Below are 21,576 nucleotides of genomic sequence, written 5' to 3' on the forward strand. Positions count from 1 at the left end.
TCACACCACCTCGTCCTCGTGCAGGCGGGCGCGCAGCGCCCGGACCGCGGTGTGCAGGCGGCTCTTGACCGTGCCCTCCGGGACGCCGAGCTCCTGGGCGATCGAGCGCACCGGCAGGTCGGCGAAGAAACGCAGGACGACGACCTGGCGCTGCGCGTCGGGCAGGTCGTCCAGGCCCTGCGCGACGGCCAGGGAGAGCACGCTGGTCTCCTCGCCGGAGGGGTGCTCGTGCTGGCGCAGGGAGGCCAGCCGCTCGCCGAGGCGTTCCTGGCGGCGCTTGGCGCGGTGCCAGTCCATGGCGAGGTTGGAGGCGACGACCGCCGCCCACGCGGAGACGTCCCGCGGGGCCTCGTACCCCTTCGCGGCCCGCTCCAGCAGCCGCAGGCGGACCTGCTGCACCCCGTCCGGCAGGTCCGCCTGCGGCACCCCGCCGAGCGCGAGCACCGCCCGCACCCGGCGTTCCTGCGCCGCGTCCAGGGGATCACCGTGCACGGTGCCGTCCCCCTGGCCGCGGCGGCTCGTTCTGCGCAGCAACAGCCACCCCTCCCCCAGCCGCGTTTCTCCTACGACGCGTGCGGGCGCGGAAACGTTCGGCGCGGCGGTGGGGAATCCCGGGAGATCCCGCAGAGGCGTACGTCACATCGCGCGGCGGGGCAGCACAGCTTGCGGCGCGCGGCCCCGGCGGGGGGAATTTCTCCAGTTCGGAGGGGTGTGGGAGGAATTTCCGCAACCGTCGGTCATCCTCGGGCGTCCCAGTCCTCGGGCATGCCGGGCAAAGAATTGGACAGGCGGGCCGGGGTCGGCCGCATGATGGAAAAGCCACGGCCAGGCAATGCGTACGCAACGAGACAGAGGGAGTCGCCGTGAGGGTCGGAATCGTCGGAGCCACCGGTCAGGTCGGCACGGTCATGCGCAGGATCCTCAAGGAGCGGGCTGCCTCTTCCCCTCTGGGCCCGGTCACGGAGCTGCGCCTGTTCGCCTCGGCCCGCTCGGCGGGGACGGTCCTGGACGGGGTCACGGTGGAGGACGCGGCCACGGCCGACTACACCGGCCTGGACATCGTCCTGTTCTCCGCGGGCGGCGCGACCTCGAAGGCGCTGGCCGAGAAGGTGGCCTCGCAGGGCGCGGTCGTGATCGACAACTCGTCCGCCTGGCGCAAGGACCCGGAGGTGCCCCTGGTGGTCTCCGAGGTGAACCCGCACGCGATCGCGAACCGCCCCAAGGGCATCATCGCCAACCCGAACTGCACGACGATGGCCGCGATGCCGGTCCTGAAGCCGCTGCACGAGGAGGCGGGCCTGGAGGCGCTGGTCGTCGCCACCTACCAGGCCGTGTCCGGCTCCGGCCTCGCGGGCGTGGCGGAGCTGCACGGCCAGGCGCAGAAGGTCGTCGCCGACGCGGACCGGCTGACCCACGACGGCGAGGCGGTCGACTACCCCGAGCCGCAGGTCTACCAGCGCCCCATCGCCTTCAACGTGGTCCCGCTCGCCGGCTCGATCGTCGACGACGGCCTGAACGAGACCGACGAGGAGCAGAAGCTCCGCAACGAGTCCCGCAAGATCCTGGAGATCCCCGGGCTGAAGGTCTCCGGCACCTGTGTGCGCGTCCCGGTCTTCTCCGGCCACTCCCTCCAGGTCAACGCCCGCTTCGCGCGTCCGCTGTCGGTGGAGCGCGCCACCGAGCTGCTGTCCGGCGCCGAGGGCGTGGTGCTCACCGACATCCCGACGCCCCTCCAGGCGGCCGGCAAGGACCCGTCGTACGTGGGCCGCATCCGTCGTGACGAGACGGTGGACAACGGCCTCGCGCTGTTCGTCTCCAACGACAACCTGCGCAAGGGCGCGGCGCTGAACGCGGTGCAGATCGCGGAGCTGGTGGCGGCGGAACTCGCCGCGAAGTAGGACGTCCGGCTGTTCAGGGGGCGGTCACCCGGTGGTGGCCGCCCCTTTCGCGCGTCGGGAACGTCGTCGCCCCGCACGCCCCTCACGTGGAAGGATGGCGCAACCCACCCATGACGAGGAGATGACCGCGTGCCTGGCACAAACCTGACTCGCGAAGAGGCTCAGCAGCGGGCGAAGCTGCTCACCGTTGACTCGTACGAGATCGATCTCGACCTCTCCGGCGCGCAGGAGGGCGGCACCTACCGGTCCGTGACCACGGTGCGCTTCGACGTCGCGGAGAACGGCGCGGAGTCCTTCATCGACCTGGTGGCCCCGGCCGTCCACGAGGTCACGCTCAACGGCGACCCGCTGGACGCGGCCGAGGTCTTCAAGGACTCGAGGATCGCGCTGCCGGGGCTGCTGGAGGGCCGTAACGTCCTCCGTGTCGTCGCCGACTGCGCCTACACCAACACCGGTGAGGGCCTGCACCGCTTCGTCGACCCGGTCGACGAGCAGGCGTACCTGTACACGCAGTTCGAGGTGCCGGACGCCCGGCGCGTCTTCGCCTCCTTCGAGCAGCCGGACCTCAAGGCGACCTTCCAGTTCACGGTGAAGGCGCCGACGGGCTGGACCGTCATCTCCAACTCCCCGACGCCCGAACCCGAGGGCGACGTCTGGGTGTTCGAGCCGACGCCGCGGATCTCCACCTACATCACCGCGCTCATCGTCGGGCCGTACCACTCCGTCCACAGCGTGTACGAGAAGGACGGCCGGTCGGTCCCGCTCGGCATCTACTGCCGGCCCTCCCTCGCCGAGTTCCTCGACTCGGACGCGATCTTCGAGGTGACGCGGCAGGGCTTCGACTGGTTCCAGGAGAAGTTCGACTACGCGTACCCGTTCCAGAAGTACGACCAGCTGTTCGTGCCGGAGTTCAACGCGGGCGCGATGGAGAACGCGGGCGCGGTCACCATCCGCGACCAGTACGTCTTCCGGTCCAAGGTGACCGACGCGGCGTACGAGCTGCGCGCCGAGACCATCCTGCACGAGCTGGCGCACATGTGGTTCGGCGACCTCGTCACCATGGAGTGGTGGAACGACCTGTGGCTGAACGAGTCGTTCGCCACCTACACCTCCATCGCCTGCCAGGCGTACCACCCGCAGTCCCGGTGGCCGCACTCCTGGACCACCTTCGCCAACTCCATGAAGACGTGGGCCTACCGGCAGGACCAGCTGCCGTCCACCCACCCGATCATGGCCGAGATCCGCGACCTGGACGACGTCCTCGTCAACTTCGACGGCATCACCTACGCCAAGGGCGCGTCCGTCCTGAAGCAGCTCGTCGCCTACGTCGGCATGGACGAGTTCTTCAAGGGCGTGCAGGCGTACTTCAAGGCGCACGCCTTCGGCAACACGCGCCTCTCCGACCTGCTCGGCGCCCTGGAGAAGACCTCCGGCCGTGATCTGAAGGCCTGGTCGAAGGCCTGGCTGGAGACCGCCGGCATCAACGTCCTGCGTCCCGAGATCGAGACGGACGCCGACGGGGTCGTCACCTCCTTCGCGATCCGCCAGGAGGCCCCGGCGCTCCCGGCGGGCGCGAAGGGTGAGCCCACCCTCCGTCCGCACCGCATCGCCATCGGCCTGTACGACCTCGACGCCGGGTCCGGCAAGCTGGTGCGCGCCGAGCGCGTCGAGCTGGACGTCGACGGCGAGCTGACCGCCGTACCGCAGCTGACCGGCACGCGCCGGCCGGCCGTGGTCCTGCTCAACGACGACGACCTGTCGTACGCGAAGGTCCGCCTCGACGAGCAGTCCCTCGCCTTCGTCACCGAGCACCTCGGCGACTTCGAGTCCTCGCTGCCCCGCGCCCTGTGCTGGGCGTCGGCCTGGGACATGACCCGGGACGCCGAACTGCCCACCCGCGACTACCTGTCCCTGGTGCTGTCCGGCATCGGCAAGGAGTCCGACATCGGCGTGGTCCAGTCGCTGCACCGTCAGGTCAAGCTCGCCATCGACCTGTACGCCGACCCCACCGCCCGCGAGGCCCTGCTCACCCGCTGGACCGACGCCACCCTGGCCCACCTGCGGGCGGCCGCCGCCGGCAGCGACCACCAGCTGGCGTGGGCGCGCGCGTTCGCGGCCACGGCCCGTACGCCGGAGCAGCTGGACCTCCTGGAGTCGCTGCTGGACGGTTCGCAGACGATCGAGGGCCTGGCCGTCGACACCGAGCTGCGCTGGGCGTTCGTGCAGCGCCTCGCGGCGGTCGGCCGGTTCGACGAGGCGGAGATCTCCGGCGAGTACGAGCGGGACAGGACGGCCGCCGGTGAGCGGCACGCGGCGACGGCCCGGGCCGCCCGTCCGACGCCGGAGGCCAAGGCGGAGGCCTGGGCGTCGGTCGTCGAGTCCGACAAGCTGCCCAACGCCGTCCAGGAGGCGGTCATCGGCGGTTTCGTCCAGACCGACCAGCGCGAGCTGCTCGCCCCGTACACGGAGAAGTACTTCGAGGTCGTCAAGGACGTCTGGGACTCCCGTTCGCACGAGATCGCCCAGCAGATCGCGGTCGGCCTCTACCCGACCGTCCAGGTCTCCCGGGAGACCCTGGACAGGACGGACGCCTGGCTGGCCGCCGCCGAGCCGAACGCGGCCCTGCGCCGCCTCGTCTCGGAGTCCCGCTCGGGCGTCGAGCGCGCGCTGAAGGCCCAGGCGGCCGACGCGCGGTAGTCGTTCGTGCGGTTGTCCTCACGGTGGCGTGGGCGCCCGGTGTCGCACCGGGCGCCCTCGCTCATGTCCCGGTGAGGTGGCTGCGCGCGCACGCGCGGAAGGCGGTCACCAGGCGGCTGCGGTCGCCGGCCCGGATGGCGAGGGCGACCTGGCTGGGCTCGACGCCGTGCAGCGGGACCGTGGTGAGGTCCGGGCGCAGATGGTGGCCGCGGATCCCGGCCGTGATGACGATGGCCCGGCCGTCGGCGACGACCTCCAGCTTGTCCTCCAGGGCCTGCACGAACGGGCCGCCGGGCGCCGGGCTGCCGTCCGGGCGGGGGTCGATGCGCCAGAAGGCGCTCCACTCCGGATCGGCTCCGGTCACCTGGGGCAGCGGTTCGCCGGCGATGTCGTCGACGGTGACGGACTCCTTGCCGGCCAGCCGGTGGTCGACCGGGACGACCACGACCCTGGGTTCCTCGTAGAGGACGGTCATGTCCAACTGGTCGCCGGCGAAGGGCAGTCGGACGACCACCGCGTCCACCGTGCGGTCGAGCAGGGCCGCGCGTGCCTCGGTCCAGTCCAGGTGCATGGTCCGTACGTCCGCGTCCGGGTGCAGACGCCGCAGTTCGCGCACCGCCGGGGTGACGATCAGCCCGCTGGAGAACCCGACGGTGATCCGGCCGGGCTCGGCCGCCGACCGGACCTGCGCGGCGGCCCGAGCGGCGGAGCGCAGCAGCGCCCGGGCCCCGGGCAGGAACACCTCGCCCGCCTCGGTGAGCCGGGTGCCCCGCGGAGTGCGGTCCAGGAGGCGGGCGCCCAGTTGCCGTTCGAGCCGGCGGATCTGCCGGCTCAGTGAGGGCTGGGTGATGTGCAGGGTCTCGGCGGCACGGCCGAAGTGGCGGTGCTCGGCGACGGCGGCGAAGTACCGGACCAGTCGGAGATCGAGGTCGGCCATGCCTCCAGCCTATCCACCTGCCGTGATGCCCGAAGCGTATCGCGCCATACCCAAGAGGCTTTGGACGCGCGGGACCGCTCCCTCCGAGGATGGAGTCACCGCCGCTCGCCTCCTCTTCGAAGGGCTTCGCCATGCGTGTTTTCGTCACCGGTGCCACCGGTTTCATCGGTTCCGCCGTCGTCCGTGACCTCCTCGACGCGGGTCACCAGGTCACCGGGCTCGCCCGTTCGGACAGGGCCGCGGCGGCGTTGGCGGCCGCCGGGGCCGGGGTGCACCGCGGGGACCTCTCCGACCTCGACAGTCTGCGTGAGGGGGCGGTCGCGGCCGACGGCGTCGCCCACCTCGCCTTCATCCACGACTTCTCGGACTTCTCCGCGGCGTGCGCGACCGACCTGCGGGCCGTGAGGGCGATCGGGGCGGCGCTGGAGGGCTCGGGGAAGCCCTTCGTGATCTCCTCGGGGACGGCCGGCCTCGCCCAGGGAACGGTCGGCACGGAGGAGGACACCGTGGATCCCTCGTCGTTCGGCGCGCTCCGGGCCCGGGCGGAGACCGCGGTCGTGGAGATGGCCGGGCGAGGGGTGCGGACCGCGTCCATCCGCTTCGCGCCGGCCGTGCACGGCCGGGGCGACCACCTCGGTTTCGTCCCGCGGTTCATCTCCCTCGCCCAGGAGAAGGGCTTCGCCGCCCACATCGGTGACGGCGCCAACCGGTGGCCCGCCGTGCACGTCTCGGACGCGGCCCGGCTGGTCCGGCTCGCGCTGGAGTCGGCACCGGCGGGCAGCCGTCTGCACGCCGTCGGCGAGGAGGGCGTACCGCTGCGCGACATCGCCGCCGCCATCGGCCGCCACCTCGGTCTGCCGGTCGCCCCGGTCGCCCAAGAGGACGCACCGGCGCACTTCGGCTGGTTCGCCATCGCCACCGCCCTCGACGTCCCGGCGTCGAACGCGCTGACGAGGAAGTGGCTCGGCTGGGAGCCGACGGGTCCGGGTCTGCTCGCGGACCTCGAAGAGGGGCACTACTTCAGGGCTACGGCCGGGAACCCGTGAGGAGCGACAGGCTCACCCTGACGCCGTCGGCCTCGGGCATGCCGAGCCCGGAGTAGAGGGCCAGCGCCCGCTCGTAGCACCGAACAGCCCGGGCGGTGTCGTCGAGGGCCCGGTGGGCGTCGCCGAGTCCACTGTGGGCGCGGGCCTGCTGGCCCGGGTTGCCGATGTCCTCGGCGATGGTGAGCGCGTCGGTGTGATGGGTGAGGGCGTCGGTGTGGCGGCCGCCGATGAGGTAGCGGTACAGGATGAGGGACAGCCGGATGGCGTGGGTGGGCCGGCCGTGGGTGGCGGTGTGCGTGGAAACCGCCGTCAGACACGGCCGTTCGGTGTTCAGCCAGGCGCGCGCGGCGTCCGGGTCGGACAGGTCGGGGGCGGGGGTGGCGGGCTCGGGCACGACGGGCCGCAGGTGGGCCTCGGCCGGGTGGAGGCGGTTCCGCATCAGCGCCACGACGACGTCGACTCCCGGCTGCGGAAGGCCGCGGCGGACGAGGACGCCCTGCGCGCACTCGGCCGCGACGAGATCCGCACGGCCCGCGCCGACGCGGACTGCCAGGTCGCAACGGGGGCTCTCCGAAGCCGTCCGGAACGTGCAACGGGCCGTCGAGAAGCGCCTGCTGACGGCAAGTGACAGAAGGACCGTGGCGAGCTGCGCGGCGGACAGACGCACGGCACTCGCCGCCACGGAGACATGAGCGGCAGCGTGCCGTACAGGGGCGGCACGCTGCGCACCTCAGCCGACGTGGGCGGCCAGGGCCGCCTCGACCGCGCTCGCGTCGGCCGTGCCGCAGGCCCAGGCCACGTATCCGTCGGGCCGCACCAGCAGGGCTGTACGACGGTCGCTCGCCCAGCGCTCCACGGCGAGCCGGTCCTTGCGGGCGGCGCCCCGCTCGTCGTCGTACGCGTCCGGGGTGATCAGGACGAAGCGGCCGCCGCGCAACGCCTCGTGGAGGCGGCCCCCGCCGGCCAGGGCGACGTCCGGGACCCGGGTGCCGGTGAGGCGGTGGGCGCCGCGGGGGGCCGGGTAGCGGTAGCCGATCCCGGTGAGTCGGCCGACCGCCCTGCGGCGGGCCGGGGCGGCGGTGCCGAGGAAGGCGGTGAGGGCGGCACGCAGGGCCAGGGTCCAGGGGCGCCTGGCCATGGCCAGGCGGACGATGCCGCCGCTGCTGCGCAGGACGGACCGGCCGACCGGGTGCCGTTCGGCCTGGTAGGTGTCGAGCAGCTCCGGGCGCGCGTGGCCGTGGATCACCTGGGCGAGCTTCCAGCTCAGGTTGGCCGCGTCCTGCAGACCGGTGTTCATGCCCTGGCCGCCGGCCGGGGTGTGCACGTGCGCGGCGTCGCCGGCCAGGAAGACGCGGCCGACGCGGTAGGCGGGCGCCTGGCGTTCGTCGCTGTGGAAGCGGGACATCCAGCGGGCGTCGTGCATCCCGAAGTCACGGCCGAGGGCGCGGCGGGTGACCTCCCTGACCTCGTCGAGGTCGAGGGGCTCGCTGTCGGGGACGTCACGGGCGCGGTTCCAGCCGATCACCCGGTAGTAGCCGTCTCCGAAGGGCGCGAGGAAGGCGAAGGCGTCCCCGACGGCGTTGACGGTGAGCAGGGTCTCGGGCTCCTCGGCGAGCCGGACGTCCGCGAGGACGACGGAGCGGATGACGGAGCGGCCGGGGAAGTCCAGTCCGAGGGCGTTCCGTACGGCGCTGCGCATGCCGTCGGTGCCCACGACGTAATCGGCGCGCAGCTCCTCCGCCTCTCCTGCGGGGGTACGGACGGTGACGGTCACGCCGTCCGCGTCCTGCTCGACGCCGGTCACCTCGGTCTCGTACCGGAACTCGGCCCCGGCCTCGGCCGCGCGCCGCCGCAGTGCCTTCTCCACCTCGTACTGCGGGATGACGAGGAGGTGGTTGAAACGGGAGGGGAGGGTGTCGAGGGCGACGGTGAGACGTCCGAAGAGACGGAGGCGGTCGAGGGGGCGGCCGGCTTCCTCGACCTCGTCGGCGAGGCCGCGGGCGTCGAACTGCTCGAGGGTGCGGGCGTGCAGGACGAAGGCGCGGGAGAGGTTGCCGAGGTCGGCGGAGCGCTTTTCGAGGAGGGTCACCGGGACGCCGGCGGTGGCGAGGTCGCCGGCGAGGAGGAGGCCGGTGGGGCCGGAGCCGACGACGATCACGTTGGGGGTGGTGCCAGTGGTGCCAGTGGTGCCGTTCATACGGGCCTCCTGGGGTGCCAACGGTCGTTGGCCAACACCGACTTGTCAACGCTTGTTGGTCAACGCTTGTTGGCAAACATAGGACTGCCACCTGAGGGTGTCAACGGTTGTTGGCAAACACTTGTTGACCCACGCCCATTGACTGACCCACCCCGCCGACCCACCCCCGTTGACCTACACCTGTTGGCCTACGTTTGTTTGCCAACGCCCGTTGGCCTACGATCGTGGGCATGAACGGCAGCGACATCAGCAAAGCGGATTCCGCTTCGGGCCCCGCCCGCCGGCGCTCCGACGCCACCCGCACCGCGATCCTCGATGCCGCCCGCGAACGCTTCGCCGCCGACGGCTACGAGCGGACGACCATCCGGGCCATCGCCAAGGACGCCGGCATCGACCCCTCCATGGTCATGCGCTACTACGGCAACAAGGAGGGCCTGTTCGCGGCGGCCGTCTCCGTCGATCTGCGGCTGCCCGACCTCACCGCGCTCCCCCGTGCGGACGTCGGCCACGCCCTCGTCACCCACTTCCTCACCCTGTGGGAGGAGAACGAGCAGCTCACCGCCCTGCTGCGGGTCGGCGCCACCCATCAGGCCGGCGCCGAGCGGATGCGGGGCGTCTTCCGCGACCAGCTGCTCCCGGTGGCCTCGGCGGTGTGCCCGGACCCCGAGCAGGTACCGGCCCGCGCGGCGCTCTGCGCGACCCAGCTGCTCGGCCTCGCCCTCACCCGCTACGTGCTGCGCCTCCCGCCGACGGTGGCGCTGCACCGCGAGGAGATCACGGCCTGGCTGGCGCCGACGGTCCAGCGCTACCTGACGGCGCCGCATCCGTAGGTCCACACGGAAACGACCGGGTCACGCGGACACTTCACGCGGTCACCGGGGCCGCCCGGAAACGACCGAGGGCGCCGTACTCGGCGACGGCGCCCTCAGAGGTCGTGGGTGGTCCGGCGGATCAGGCCTTGGCCTTCCCCGGCTTCACCACGCGGTGCTCGGTCTTGGACTTGTCGAGCACCATCACCAGGCCGGTGATGAGCGCGAACAGCGCGATCGGGAGCACGACGTAAAGGCCCAGCGTCTCGGCGACGCTCAGGCCGGTGCCGGGGTCGTCGCCGTCGTCGCGGGTCAGCGCGAGCGCGGGGGACGACATGAGCAGCATCATCAGCGTCGTACCGGCGGCCAGGGCGCCGGCGCGCAGGGCGTTCTTCTTGTCCACAGAGCAAACGTAGCGAACGCCCTGAAGGGCCGCGCGCCCGGGGTGCCGTACGAGCACGCCCTACCCCTCGGGAACCGCCGGGACCTCCCGCGGCTCCGGGGCCTTCGGCGCCTCCCGCAGGACGTCGATCAGCGCGTGCAGTCTCGGTGACGCCGCCAGTTCCTCCAGGGTCACGGGCCGCCCCTCCCCGTCGGCGATCGGCAGCCGCCAGTTCGGGTACTGGTCCCAGGTGCCCGGGAGGTTCTGGGGACGGCGGTCGCCGACCCCGTCCGGGAGCCAGACGCCGATCATGCGGGCGGGGGTGCGCACCAGGAACCGGTGGACCGCCTGGACCTGCGCCTCCTCCGAGGAACGGTCACCGCCGCCGCCCGTCCCGGCCAGCAGCCCCAGCCGGGTGAGCAGGTCCAGCCACTCCCCCGCGTCGGCGGCGGCCTCGGCGCGCTCCTCCTCCAGGGGGCGGGTCAGCAGACCGAGCCGGTCGCGCAGTTCGACGTGCTCGCCGGTCAGGCGGGCGGCCGTGGACGGCAGGTCGTGGGTGGTGGCGGTGGCGAGGCAGTCGGCGCGCCAGCGGTCCGGGGGCAGGGGGCGCCCGTCGCCGTCCCAGTCCCGTTCGAACCACAGGACGGACGTCCCGAGCACCCCACGCTCCCGCAGCGCCTCGCGCACCCCCGGCTCCACGGTGCCGAGGTCCTCCCCGATCACCACGGCACCGGCCCGGGACGCCTCCAGCACCAGGACGGCGAGCATGGCCTCGGCGTCGTACCGGACGTAGGTCCCCTCCGTGGGCGCCTCTCCCTGCGGCACCCACCAGAGCCGGAACAGCCCCATGACGTGGTCGATGCGCAGGGCGCCCGCCGAGCGGAAGAGGGCTGCGAGCACGCGCCGGTAGGGGGCGTAGCCGGACGCGGCCAGCCGGTCGGGGCGCCATGGCGGCAGCCCCCAGTCCTGACCGCGCGCGTTGAAGGCGTCCGGCGGGGCGCCCACCGACATCCCGGCGGCGAAGAAGTCCTGCTGCGCCCAGGCGTCGGCGCCTTCCGGATGCACGCCGACCGCGAGATCGTGGACGATCCCCACGGCCATGCCGGCCTCGCGCGCGGCGCGCTGGGCGGCGGTGAGCTGGGTGTCGGTGAGCCAGGCGAGGCGGGAGTGGAAGTCGACGCGGTGCATCAGCTCGCGCCGGGCACGGGCGGTCTCGGCGGAACGGGGGTCCCTGAGCCCCTCGGGCCACCGGTGCCACCGCGCCCCGTGCACCTCGGCGAGCGCGCACCAGGTGGCGTGGTCCTCCAGGGCCTGGCCGTGTTCGGCGAGGAAGTCGCAGTAGGCGGCGCGCCGTCCGGGGCCGAGCGGCACTCCGGCGACCAGTTCCAGGGCCTGCCGCTTGGCCTCCCACACGGCGTCCCGGTCGATCAGCTCCCCCTTCTCCAGCACGGCTTCCCGCAGCCGCGCCGCCCGCTCGGCCGGGGCGCGCAGCCGGTCGTCGTCGACGTACGCGTACTCGGGCACGTCCTCGACGCGCAGATGCACCGGGTCGGGGAAGCGGCGCGAGGACGGCCGGTACGGGGACGGATCGGTCGGCGCCCCCGGTACGGCCGCGTGCAACGGGTTGACCTGCACGAACCCGGCCCCGAGCACCCGCCCGGCCCAGTCGGCCAGCTCCCGGAGGTCACCGAGGTCCCCCATGCCCCAGGAGCGGCGGGAGAGCAGGGAGTACAGCTGGACGAGAAGTCCGTACGAGCGTCCCGGCGGCGCGGGCAGCCGGGGCGGGGCCACGACGAGGTGGACGCGGGTGGTACGGCCGTCGGGGGCGGTGGCCGTCAGCCGGTGGACCCCGTGCGGCAGTCGCTCCGCGGTGTCCCGGATCTCGCCCTGCTCGGTCTCGACGCGCAGCCGGGTGCCCTCGGGGAGGGCGGCGAGCGCCTCGCAGGGGCTGCCGCTCCACTGGACCACCGTCGGCGGCAGCAGCCGCTCGGCCAGCTCGCGCTCCCGGGCGTCGAGCGCGTCCCGGACGGCCCGCGGGCTGCCCGCGTCGACACCGAGCGCGGCGAGCGCGCGTGTGACGGCAGCGGGCGAGGCCGTGACCGTACGGTCCGGTGCGGGCTGGTAGGACACGGCGACGCCGTGCAGACCGGCGAGCCGGGCGAGCTCCTCGCCGAGGGGTGCGGTCATCTACGGCCTCGTGGAGTCGGAGTCCGCGGCGGCGAGCGGCGGCTCGCTGGTGAGGGGCTCGGCGTCGGGCAGCGGGGGCTCGCTGGTCAGCGGGACCTCGGCACGGGCGCCTTCGGCGCTGAAAGCGCACAGGTGGGGCTCTTCGAGCGGGTCGGCGGAGGGTTCCGCCGGGCGTTTGGAGTGGGCCGGTGCGATCACGGGGGCCTCCTTGTGGGGTGCGGTGCCGGTATCGCAGGCCTACCCAGCGGACGCGAGGACAGACGTCCCCGCCCCGTCCCACGCTGCCACACGCCCCGCGGAAGATCCCGGCACGCGCGCGGGCCGTTGCCCCGGCGGCGTGAACCGTCGGCGCGGAGCCGGTCGATAGAGGGGGTGTGAGACTGTTCCGCCCCATGAGGGGCCACGGGGAGAGTGACACGGACGCGGCGCTGCTGCGGGCCGTGGCCGACGGGGACGCGGGGGCCCTGGGCGCGCTGTACGACCGGCATGCCGGGTGGTTGTACGCCCGGCTGGTCCGGCGGTGCGCGGATGCCGAGGTGGCGCGGGAGGTGGTGCAGGACACCTTCGTGACCGTGTGGCGGTCGGCGGCCGGGCACCGGGGCGGGGAGGCCGGCGGATGGCTGTGGACCATCGCCGCGCGGCGGCTCGTCGACGCGCGGCGGGTGCGGGAGCGGGCCGGGAGGATCGAGACGGCTCCCCTCGACACCGTCGCCGGCTCCGTCACCGCCGAGGCGCCCTCCGCCGAGGAACGCGTACTGGCCGGGCTGGAGTACGGCGACGTCGGCACCGCCCTCGACCGGATCTCGCCGGAGCTGCGGGAGGTGCTGCGCGCGACCGTCGTCGACGGGCTCACCACCCGGGAGGCGGCCCGGCTGCTCGGCATACCCGAGGGCACGGTCAAGACCCGCGCGATGCGGGCCCGCGCCGAACTCCGTTGTGCGCTGGCCCAGTTGAGTCCGACCCCGACAGCCGCTCCGGCGGGAGGCCAGGCATGAGCACCGACCACTGGCATGTGAGCCACGACCTCGCCGCCCGGTACGCCGACGGCACGCTCCCGGAGGCCGACGCCTGGTCCCTGGAGAAGCATCTGGAGCGGTGCGGGGGGTGCGCGCGGCGCGTCTCGGCGGCGGTCGGGCAGGTGCCCGCGGCCGCCCTGGTCCTGGCGGAGGTGCGGGAGGCCGTACTCGGCGGGGCCGCGCTGGAGGACGCCGTACGCGGCGAGGCCGTGGCCCGCGGCATCGCGCTGGACAGCGCGGGGCTGCGGAGGGCCACCACACCGGAAGGCGCCACATCGGAAGGCGCCACGCCCGCAGGCACTGCTCCGGCAGGCGCCACACCGGCAGGCGCCTGGCCGAAGGGCGCCACCCTCAAGGACACCCTCCCGCACCACCCCGGACGGCGCGAAGCCGCGGTGCCGGCGAACGCCGTACCGGACGACGACGGCGTACGGCAGCAGGAGACCGTCGCGCCCCGCCCGCCCGTCGCCGTGCCGCCCGCCCCCCGTGCCCGCCTCTGGTCCTCGTTCATCGCCCGGGCGCTGTGGGCCGCCGGGCCCGCCGTGCGCGGTGCCTGGCTGCCCGCGGTGCTGCTGGTGGCGCTCGGGGCGCTCGGCCTGGCGTACGGGGCGGACGTCGAGGCCGCCCGGCCGCTGCTCCTCGTCCTCGCGCCGGTCGTGCCGGTCGCCGGGGTCGCCCTGTCCTACGGGCCGTACGCCGATCCCCTGCACGAGATCGCGGCGGCCACGCCCTCCGGCGGGCTGCGGCTGGTGCTGACGCGGACGGCCGCCGTCCTCGGGGTCAGCCTGCCGCTGCTCACGCTCACCGGTCTGCTGCTGCCGGCCTCCGGCGCCCCGGGGGCGGCCGCCTGGCTGCTGCCGGGTCTCGCGCTGACCCTGGCCTCGCTGGTTCTCGCCGGTTTCGTCGGCTGCCGCGCCGCCACGGCGGTGATCGGCGGGGGCTGGCTGGGTGCCGTCCTCGTCCCGGCGCTGACCGCCTCCGGCGGCCCCGCGCTCGCCGGGCTGGCCGAGCAGCTCGGCCGCTGTCTCGACGGCCCCGTGGCCCAGGGCGGCTGGGCGGCCGCGGCCGTGCTGAGCGCCGCGCTGCTGGCCGCCCGCCGTTCCGCCTACGACCACCTGCCGGCCCGGTGAACCGGATTTCGCGGCCGGCCCCGCAGTCCCCGCACGCACCACCTGGAGCAGACGTGAGCACGATACGCGTGAGCGGACTGCGCGTCCGCCACCGCAGGACGGTCGCCCTCGACGCCGTGGATCTGGGCCTCGGCCCCGGCGTGCACGGCCTGCTCGGCCCCAACGGCGCCGGGAAGACCTCCCTGATCCGGGTGCTGGCCACCGCGGCGCGGCCGGACGCCGGCCGGGTGGAGATCCTGGGCGAGGATGTCGGCGATGCCCGGCGGCGCGGCGCGGTCCGCGCCCGGCTCGGCTATCTGCCGCAGGAGTTCGGGCACTACCCGGGCTTCACCGTGCGCGAGTTCGTCGCGTACGTGGCGTGGCTGAAGGAGATGCCGGCCGCCGGGACCGCGGCCGCCGTGGAGCGGGCAGTCGAGCGGGTCGGTCTCGGGGACCGGATCGACGCGAAGGTGCGGACGCTGTCCGGCGGCATGGTCCGCCGGGTCGGCATCGCGCAGGCCCTCGTCAACGAGCCGGACGTCCTGCTCCTCGACGAGCCCACCGCGGGCCTCGATCCCGAGCAGCGCGTCGAGTTCCGCGCGCTGCTGCGCGAACTGGGCGCCCGGTCCACGGTCGTGGTCTCCACGCATCTGGTGGAGGACGTGGCGGCCGCCTGCACCGAGGTCACGCTCCTGGACGCGGGCCGGGTCGCCCACCGGGGCACTCCCGCGTCCCTGACCGCGCTGGGCGAGGGCGCGGACGCCGTGGGCGACAACCCGATCGAACGCGGATACACGGCGGCCCTGCGCGCCCATCGCGCCGGCCGCGACGGTCTGGAGGCGGCGCGATGACCCTCGTGGCGGAGCGAGAGACCGGGCGGCGCGCGCCCGGGCACCCCCTGCGTGCCGAGGCCGTCCGCGGCTTCGCGCCCTGGGCCGCAGTCGCCGGCTTCCTCGTCACGGCCGTGCCGCTGGGCGCCGGGGCCGAACGCTGGCAGGGCGGCTGGGCCGAGACCCGTACCGAGCTGCACAGTGTGCTGCTGATCCTGCTGCCGCTCGCGGCGGCCGCGGGCTGCCGGCAGGGCGGCCGGGAGCGGCGGCGGGGCACCGAGGAGCTGTGGGGGACGGCCGTGCGCGGCCCGCTCGCCCGGTTCCTGGCGTCCGCGCTGCCGGTGGCGCTGTGGGTGACGGCGGGGTATCTGCTGGCCGCGGCCGGGGCGATGCTCGCGACCTGGCCGTACGCCACGGGTGACCGGCCGTACCTGGACCTGCTGCCGGCGGACGCGGTGGTGCTCACGGCCGCCGCGGTGGCCGGTCAGGTCGTGGGGCGGCTGGTTCCCTGGCGGGTGGCGGCGCCGCTGGTCGCGGCGGGCGGGTATGCCGGCCTGGGCCTGTCCGGGCGGTCGGGGACCGGCGCCGGCCGCCGGCTGGACCCGGCGTTCCCGGTCGCCGAGGGCCTGGCGCCGGTGGGATGGCAGCCGGCGGCGATGACGGTGTGGGCGGTGGGCCTGACGGCGGCCGCGGTGCTGGCGTACGCGGCCCGGCGGCGGTGGACGGCGCTGGTGCCGCTGGTGGCGGCCGTGGCGGCGGGCGCGCTGCTGGTGGGGAGCGGGGACGGGCTGTGGCGGGAGAACCCGGCCGCCGGCCGTCAGGTGTGCGACACCTCGACCACGCCCCAGGTGTGTGTGAACGCCCGCTACGGCGAGCTGCTGCCGCAGGTCACGGCCGCGCTGTCGGGGGTCACCCGGCGGCTGGAGGGCGTACGGAACCTGCCGGCGCGGTTCGAGGACCACCGGGGCGAGCCGCGCGACGGCGAGGTCCAGCTGCCGATGCTGACCCCGATCGGCTGGTCGGTGGTGCGGGGGCGGCTGACCGATCCGGAGCAGTACGCGTGGGAGGCGGTGATGATGCTGGAGGGCCGGGGGGACTGCCGCGAGCTGGACCCGGACCTGCGCCTGGCGGACGACGCCGTGCAGCACTATCTGGCGCCGAGCCCCGCCGAGCGGACGTTCGACGAGCTGGACGCGAAGGGCGATCAGGAGCGGCGGCGCGAGCTCGCCCGGCGCAAGGCGGCCCGTGCCGCGCTGGCCGCGATGGGCGACGACGAGCGCCGGAGGTGGCTGTCGGCGTACTTCGCGTCGGTGGGCGACTGCGGCGCGGGCGAGGTGCCGGCCCTGTGAGCGGTGTGCTGCTGTACGCCCGGTCCAGGGCCGTGCCCGGCGCGCTCGCCGCTCTCGCCGGGACCGCCGTTCTCGCCGGGCTCGCCGTGGGGGCCGCCCGGACGGGCGCCGGAGCGGACCCGGACCGGCTGTCGGCGGTGGTGGCGCTGGCCCCGCTGCCGGCCGTCTCGGTGCTGGGCCTGAGCCTGTACGCGGCCTCCGACGAGCTGGACCGTACGGCCGTGCGTCCGTGGTGGCCGCGCCGGCTGGCGCACCTGCTCGGTCTGACGGCGGTGGCGGCGGCCCTGCTGGCGCTCGTCGTGCTCGGGGACGGGCTCGGCTTCGGCCCGTCGGCGATGCTCCGCAACGTCCTGGGCTGCACGGGGGTGACCGCCGCCGCGGCGGCGGTGGTGGGCGCACGGATGAGCTGGCTGCCGGGGTGCGGTTACGTGGGCGCGGTCTGTCTGGCGTCCACCGGGGTGCACGGGCGGGCGGTCACGGTGTGGGCCTGGCCGGTGCAGCCGGGGCAGGTGACGGCGGCGTGGGGGGCGGCCGCGGTCGCGTTCCTGCTGGGCACGGCCCTGTACGCCGTACGGGGTGCCCGCCCCGAAGGGCCCCGTGGCTGAACCGGACCGGCGCCGGTGCCACGGGGCACGAAGAAGCCCGGATCGTCAGGCGGAGATGCCGTCGATCCGGGCCAAGGCGTCGTCCGCGCCGTAGGGCTGCAGATAGGGCAGCCAGCGCGGGTCCCTGTGGCCCGTGCCGATGATGCGCCAGGCGAGGCCGGAGGGAGGGGCGGGTTTGTGGCGCAGCCGCCAGCCGATCTCGACGAGGTGCCGGTCGGCCTTGACGTGGTTGCAGCGACGGCAGGACGCGACGACGTTGTCCCAGACGTGCTTGCCCCCGCGGCTGCGCGGGATGACGTGGTCGACGCTGGTTGCGACGCCACCGCAGTACATGCACCGGCCCCCGTCCCGCGCGAAGAGCGCACGACGGGTGAGAGGAACGGGCCCCCGATAGGGAACCCGGACGAATCGCTTGAGCCGGACCACGCTGGGCGCGGGGACTGTGACGGTCGCGCTGTGCAGGAAGGCGCCTGACTCTTCCAGGGAGACGGCCTTGTTCTCCAGGACGAGGACGAGCGCGCGGCGGAGCGGTACGACGCCGAGCGGCTCGTACGACGCGTTGAGGACCAGGACATGCGGCACGGATGCCTCCTTGGGCGTCGGCGGCGCGTGGCTCGCGCCGGGACGAACTGCAGTCAGTCTCTCCTCTGGCCTGGTGGACGCGCCACCATGTCCCGGTAACGGGCTGGGAGTGTTTTCGACCACACCCTGATGCATCCCCCGGATCATGGCCTGTTCAAGCGCAGGTGAGCACCGTCTCTCCTTGCCGCATCGGGCGGACCCACACACAATGCCCCGTTAGTGTGGTGGTTCTGCCTGTCCGGTGACCGTTCCGTGACCTTGACGACCTTGACCATCGCACCGGAGGCGGACCGCTGCACCTGGAGGTACCTGCCGTGTCCCTGCCCGCCGTCCTCATGGCCGCCGGCTCCTCGCCGACGCCGACTCCCTCGGAGTCGCCGACCGTGGCGGTCCCCTCGCTCCAGGACGCCCAGGAGAGCGCCACGAACGCGGCCAGCTGGGTCGAGCAGAACTGGTCGACGTGGCTCGCGATCGGGCTGAGGGTCCTGCTGATCCTGGTGATCGCGGCCGTGCTGAGAAAGTTCGTGCTGCGGGCGATCAGCAAGCTCATCGACCGGATGACCCGGTCGGTCGAGTCGACCGAGGGCTCCACGCTGGGCGGTCTGCTGGTCAACGCCGAGCGGCGCCGACAGCGGTCGCAGGCGATCGGCTCGGTGCTGCGCTCGGTGGCGAGCTTCCTGATCCTGGGCACGGCGGCCCTGATGGCCCTGTCCGCCTTCGAGATCAACCTCGCCCCGCTGCTGGCCTCCGCCGGTGTCGCGGGCGTGGCCATCGGTTTCGGCGCGCGCAACCTGGTCACGGACTTCCTCTCCGGCGTCTTCATGATCCTGGAGGACCAGTACGGCGTCGGCGACCAGATCGACGCGGGTGTGGCCACCGGCGAGGTCATCGAGGTCGGGCTGCGCGTGACCAAGCTGCGCGGCGACAACGGTGAGATCTGGTACGTGCGCAACGGCGAGGTCAAGCGGATCGGCAACCTCTCCCAGGGCTGGGCCACGGCCGGTGTCGACGTCACGGTGAAGGCGTCCGAGGACCTCGACCGGCTGAAGGCGACGCTGGACGAGGTCGCCGAGAAGATGAGCAAGGAGGAGCCCTGGAACGAGCTCCTGTGGAGCCCGATCGAGGTGCTGGGCCTGGACAGCGTGCTGCTCGACTCGATGGTGGTGAGGGTCTCGGCGAAGACGATGCCGGGCAAGTCCCTGACCGTCGAACGCGAGCTGCGCTGGCGCATCAAGCGCGCCTTCGACGCGGCGGACATCCGCATCGTCGGCGGCGCCACGGCGCCCGCCGAGGAGGACACGGCCGACCCGACGGCGACGGTCGCGGCCCCGTCGGCCTTCGCCAACGCGGACTCGCCCCAGGCGGTGGCGGCGTCCCCGCTCACTCCGCAGCGGGCGGCGGCACCCGCGCCGAAGTAGCCGGGGGGGCGGCTCGCCCTCCCCGGGCACCTGTGAACGGCCGCCCCACATCCCCATGATCTTCACAGGTGCCCCACCCTTCCCCCGCGTCACACCACCCCATATCGTCGCTCTGATACCGGGCCCTTGTTCTGGAGCTCAACGCCCAGGGGCCCGGCTCGAATGTGGGGATACATGAGAAGACTCGCCATAGGCACCGCTCTGTCCGGCGCCCTGGCCCTGGGGGTCCTGACCGCACCCGCCGCCTCCGCGGACTCGCCGGATCTGACGTTCACCGGCGTCAAGGTCAACAACGGCAAGGCGATCGTCGTGGGCACCACGGCCAAGGTGAAGGTGCCGGTGACGTACACGCTGGCCCGTCCCGCCGACCTGACGATCGACTACAAGACGACCTTCGCGGGCGTCATGCTCTACCGCGGCTCCCTGGCCGAGCAGGACAACTCGATCGAGCCGGACACGGCGCCGGCCTGCACCACGACGGCCACCAGCGACACCCGGGTGATCGAGTCGTGCACCGAGACGCTGGTCATCGACCCGTGGGACCACCTCTACGAGGCCGCGGACGCCGGCACCTGGAAGACTGCGGGCTTCTACGGCCACGGGGCCACCGACCTCGACGACTCCGACGGCCACATCAGCTTCGAGTTCGGCTACGACATGTGGGCCGGCCCGGCGACCGCGAAGATCAAGCGCGCCGCCAGGCTGACCGTCAACGCCACGCCCGAGCCCGTCGTCAAGGGGCGGACGCTCACCGTCAAGGGCAAGCTCACCCGCGCCAACTGGGAGAGCGGCACGTACAGCGGTTACACGAACCAGAAGGTCACCCTGCAGTTCAGGGCCAAGGGCGCGACCGCCTACACCACGGTGAAGACGGTCACCTCCGGCACCGGCGGCGCCCTCTCCACCACCGTGAAGGCGAGTAAGGACGGTTACTACCGCTTCACCTTCGCCGGCACCTCCACCACCGCGGCCAGGACGGCCGCCGGTGACTACGTCGACGTGAAGTAGCCCCGCCGGGCCGCCCGGGCCCACGGCCCTCGCGCACCCCCGCACCGCCCCCGAGGTAACGACTGCGTTGCCTCGGGGGCGGTTTCCGTTTTCCCGCCTTGACGCCCGCTTCGCGACGGGCTTACCGTCCCTTCCAGCCGATAGGAAAGTTTCCTAACAGTGGCTGGAAGTGGACTCATCTCCCACGTCACTGGGAAGCTGTGCAGTTCAGAGAGGCAGGTGTCGACCCATGGCAGGAACCGCCGGTACGCCGGGCACCCCGCGCGTCCTGCGCGCCATGAACGACCGCGCCGCCCTCGACCTCCTGCTGGCGCACGGCCCCCTGTCCCGCACCCGCATCGGCAAGCTCACCGGCCTGTCCAAGCCGACCGCCTCCCAGCTCCTCGCCCGGCTGGAGGCGGCGGGCCTGGTCCTCGCCACCGGCACCACCGAGGGACGACCCGGCCCCAACGCCCAGCTGTACGAGGTCAACCCGACCGCCGCCCACGCCGCCGGACTGGACGTCACCCCCGAACGCGTCCTCGCCGCCGTCGCCGACGTCACCGGCCGGACCGTGGGCACGTACGAGGTGCCCGCACCCGCCAGGAAGACCCCGGGGGCCGTCGTACGACAGGTCACCGAGGCCCTCGACGGCGCGGTGAAGGCCGCGGGCCTCACCCGGGACGACGTGCGCCGGCTCGTCGTCGCCACCCCCGGCGCCTTCGACCCCACCACCGGCCGGCTGCGCTACGCCTCCCACCTGCCCGGCTGGCACTCGCCCACGCTGCTCGACGAACTCGCCGCAGCCCTGCCGATGCCCGTCGAGTACGAGAACGACGTCAACCTCGTCGCCGTCGCCGAACAACGGCTCGGCGCGGCGCAGGGGCACGACGACTTCGTCCTGCTGTGGAACGAGGGCGGTCTCGGCGCCGCCCTCGTCCTCGGCGGCCGACTGCACCGCGGCTGGACCGGCGGCGCGGGAGAGGTGGGTTTCCTGCCCGTCCCGGGAGCACCGCTGGTCCGGCAGGTGACCAAGGCCAACAGCGGCGGCTACCAGGAGCTGGCCGGCTCCCAGGCCATCCCCCGGCTCGCCCGGGAACTCGGCATGACCGGCATCCCGGACGGGCCCTACGCCGAGGTCGCCGCCGCCCTCGTGGAGCGCGCCGCGGCCGAGGACACGGTCCTGCACCGACTGCTGCTCCAGACGTACGCGACCCGGCTCGCGACCGGTCTCGCCTCGCTCGTCTCCGTCCTCGACCCCGAACTCGTCGTCCTCAGCGGCGCCTCCCTGACCGCCGGCGGCGAGGTGCTGCGCGCCCTCGTCCAGGCCGAACTGGAGGAGCTGGCCGCGTCCCGGCCGAAGCTGGTCGTGGGCGACGTCACCGAACGGCCCGTGCTGCGCGGCGCGCTGGAGAGCGCGCTGGCGGCCACCCGCGACGAGGTCTTCGACACCTCGCGCTAGACGCACCCCCGCGCGCCCCTCACCTCACCCCGCACAGCCCTTCACCTCACCCCGCCCTGTCCCCA

At 73.7% G+C, this 21,576-nt stretch carries 20 protein-coding genes; 12 read left to right on the forward strand and 8 right to left on the reverse strand.

From position 1 onward, the window contains the following. Entirely contained in the window at window positions 1-534 is a 534-nt protein-coding gene (locus ACFY30_RS31085) for a sigma-70 family RNA polymerase sigma factor (protein ID WP_390848471.1), read from the reverse strand. 329 nt (window positions 535-863) lie between these two features. On the opposite strand from ACFY30_RS31085, the gene ACFY30_RS31090 reads away from it, so the two are divergent. After that, window positions 864-1,898 carry an aspartate-semialdehyde dehydrogenase gene (locus ACFY30_RS31090; protein WP_390848472.1) on the forward strand — a complete coding sequence of 345 codons (1,035 nt, stop codon included), beginning with the start codon at window positions 864-866 and terminating at the stop codon, window positions 1,896-1,898. 129 nt (window positions 1,899-2,027) lie between these two features. Then, window positions 2,028-4,595, forward strand: coding sequence for an aminopeptidase N (gene pepN, locus ACFY30_RS31095; protein WP_390848473.1), 2,568 nt, complete (start codon window positions 2,028-2,030; stop codon window positions 4,593-4,595). A gap of 61 nt (window positions 4,596-4,656) precedes the next feature. On the opposite strand, the gene ACFY30_RS31100 is transcribed toward pepN, so the two are convergent. Further along, entirely contained in the window at window positions 4,657-5,532 is an 876-nt protein-coding gene (locus tag ACFY30_RS31100) for a LysR family transcriptional regulator (protein WP_390848474.1), read from the reverse strand. 131 nt (window positions 5,533-5,663) lie between these two features. Here ACFY30_RS31100 and ACFY30_RS31105 point away from each other — a divergent pair, with 131 nt between their 5' ends. Next, the gene (locus ACFY30_RS31105; protein ID WP_390848475.1) at window positions 5,664-6,578 is read left to right on the forward strand and encodes an SDR family oxidoreductase; all 915 of its coding nucleotides are present in this window, start codon (window positions 5,664-5,666) and stop codon (window positions 6,576-6,578) included. Here the strand turns inward: ACFY30_RS31105 and ACFY30_RS31110 are convergent. Both ACFY30_RS31110 and ACFY30_RS31115 read right to left on the reverse strand, forming a co-directional pair. Continuing rightward, window positions 6,559-7,260, reverse strand: a complete 702-nt coding sequence (locus ACFY30_RS31110; RefSeq protein WP_390848476.1) for a tetratricopeptide repeat protein — start codon at window positions 7,258-7,260, stop codon at window positions 6,559-6,561. The genes ACFY30_RS31105 and ACFY30_RS31110 overlap by 20 nt on opposite strands. 48 nt (window positions 7,261-7,308) lie before the next feature. Continuing rightward, window positions 7,309-8,775 carry an FAD-dependent oxidoreductase gene (locus tag ACFY30_RS31115; protein WP_390848477.1) on the reverse strand — a complete coding sequence of 489 codons (1,467 nt, stop codon included), beginning with the start codon at window positions 8,773-8,775 and terminating at the stop codon, window positions 7,309-7,311. 230 nt (window positions 8,776-9,005) lie between these two features. Here ACFY30_RS31115 and ACFY30_RS31120 point away from each other — a divergent pair, with 230 nt between their 5' ends. Then, window positions 9,006-9,605, forward strand: coding sequence for a TetR family transcriptional regulator (locus ACFY30_RS31120; RefSeq protein ID WP_390848478.1), 600 nt, complete (start codon window positions 9,006-9,008; stop codon window positions 9,603-9,605). 121 nt (window positions 9,606-9,726) lie between these two features. Here the strand turns inward: ACFY30_RS31120 and ACFY30_RS31125 are convergent, their stop codons facing one another. From ACFY30_RS31125 to ACFY30_RS31135, 3 genes are read right to left on the reverse strand one after another with little or no spacing between them, the layout of a single operon-like run. Beyond that, window positions 9,727-9,987 carry a hypothetical protein gene (locus tag ACFY30_RS31125; RefSeq protein ID WP_390659944.1) on the reverse strand — a complete coding sequence of 87 codons (261 nt, stop codon included), beginning with the start codon at window positions 9,985-9,987 and terminating at the stop codon, window positions 9,727-9,729. 60 nt (window positions 9,988-10,047) lie between these two features. Beyond that, window positions 10,048-12,153 (reverse strand): 4-alpha-glucanotransferase, encoded by a 2,106-nt coding sequence (gene malQ, locus ACFY30_RS31130; RefSeq protein ID WP_390848479.1) that lies wholly within the window; start codon window positions 12,151-12,153, stop codon window positions 10,048-10,050. Further along, complete coding sequence (locus ACFY30_RS31135; protein WP_390659946.1) at window positions 12,154-12,351, reverse strand: hypothetical protein; 198 nt, start codon at window positions 12,349-12,351, stop codon at window positions 12,154-12,156. A 194-nt stretch (window positions 12,352-12,545) separates the two neighbouring features. On the opposite strand from ACFY30_RS31135, the gene ACFY30_RS31140 reads away from it, so the two are divergent. The 5 genes from ACFY30_RS31140 to ACFY30_RS31160 are packed head-to-tail and all read left to right on the forward strand — an operon-like array spanning window position 12,546 to window position 17,062. Then, entirely contained in the window at window positions 12,546-13,148 is a 603-nt protein-coding gene (locus tag ACFY30_RS31140) for an RNA polymerase sigma factor (protein WP_390848480.1), read from the forward strand. After that, window positions 13,145-14,299, forward strand: coding sequence for a zf-HC2 domain-containing protein (locus ACFY30_RS31145; RefSeq protein ID WP_390848481.1), 1,155 nt, complete (start codon window positions 13,145-13,147; stop codon window positions 14,297-14,299). Before ACFY30_RS31140 ends, ACFY30_RS31145 begins: the two co-directional genes overlap by 4 nt. 53 nt (window positions 14,300-14,352) lie before the next feature. Then, window positions 14,353-15,129 (forward strand): ABC transporter ATP-binding protein, encoded by a 777-nt coding sequence (locus ACFY30_RS31150; RefSeq protein ID WP_390848482.1) that lies wholly within the window; start codon window positions 14,353-14,355, stop codon window positions 15,127-15,129. Next, window positions 15,126-16,457 (forward strand): hypothetical protein, encoded by a 1,332-nt coding sequence (locus ACFY30_RS31155; RefSeq protein WP_390848483.1) that lies wholly within the window; start codon window positions 15,126-15,128, stop codon window positions 16,455-16,457. Before ACFY30_RS31150 ends, ACFY30_RS31155 begins: the two co-directional genes overlap by 4 nt. Continuing rightward, window positions 16,454-17,062 carry a hypothetical protein gene (locus ACFY30_RS31160; RefSeq protein ID WP_390848484.1) on the forward strand — a complete coding sequence of 203 codons (609 nt, stop codon included), beginning with the start codon at window positions 16,454-16,456 and terminating at the stop codon, window positions 17,060-17,062. Before ACFY30_RS31155 ends, ACFY30_RS31160 begins: the two co-directional genes overlap by 4 nt. Window positions 17,063-17,107: 45 nt before the next feature. On the opposite strand, the gene ACFY30_RS31165 is transcribed toward ACFY30_RS31160, so the two are convergent. Continuing rightward, entirely contained in the window at window positions 17,108-17,644 is a 537-nt protein-coding gene (locus ACFY30_RS31165) for an HNH endonuclease (RefSeq protein ID WP_390848485.1), read from the reverse strand. A gap of 335 nt (window positions 17,645-17,979) precedes the next feature. On the opposite strand from ACFY30_RS31165, the gene ACFY30_RS31170 reads away from it, so the two are divergent. The 3 genes from ACFY30_RS31170 to ACFY30_RS31180 all read left to right on the forward strand — a co-directional run bounded on the left by ACFY30_RS31170 (window position 17,980) and on the right by ACFY30_RS31180 (window position 21,511). Continuing rightward, window positions 17,980-19,062, forward strand: coding sequence for a mechanosensitive ion channel family protein (locus tag ACFY30_RS31170; RefSeq protein WP_390848604.1), 1,083 nt, complete (start codon window positions 17,980-17,982; stop codon window positions 19,060-19,062). 174 nt (window positions 19,063-19,236) lie between these two features. Beyond that, window positions 19,237-20,070: a hypothetical protein gene (locus tag ACFY30_RS31175; protein ID WP_390848486.1), complete on the forward strand. Its 834-nt coding sequence runs from the start codon at window positions 19,237-19,239 to the stop codon at window positions 20,068-20,070. A 229-nt stretch (window positions 20,071-20,299) separates the two neighbouring features. Continuing rightward, window positions 20,300-21,511 carry an ROK family transcriptional regulator gene (locus ACFY30_RS31180; protein ID WP_390848487.1) on the forward strand — a complete coding sequence of 404 codons (1,212 nt, stop codon included), beginning with the start codon at window positions 20,300-20,302 and terminating at the stop codon, window positions 21,509-21,511. Window positions 21,512-21,576: the final 65 nt, after the last annotated feature.

The sequence above is a fragment of the Streptomyces sp. NPDC000345 genome, from assembly GCF_042898825.1.
GTDB lineage: Bacteria > Actinomycetota > Actinomycetes > Streptomycetales > Streptomycetaceae > Streptomyces.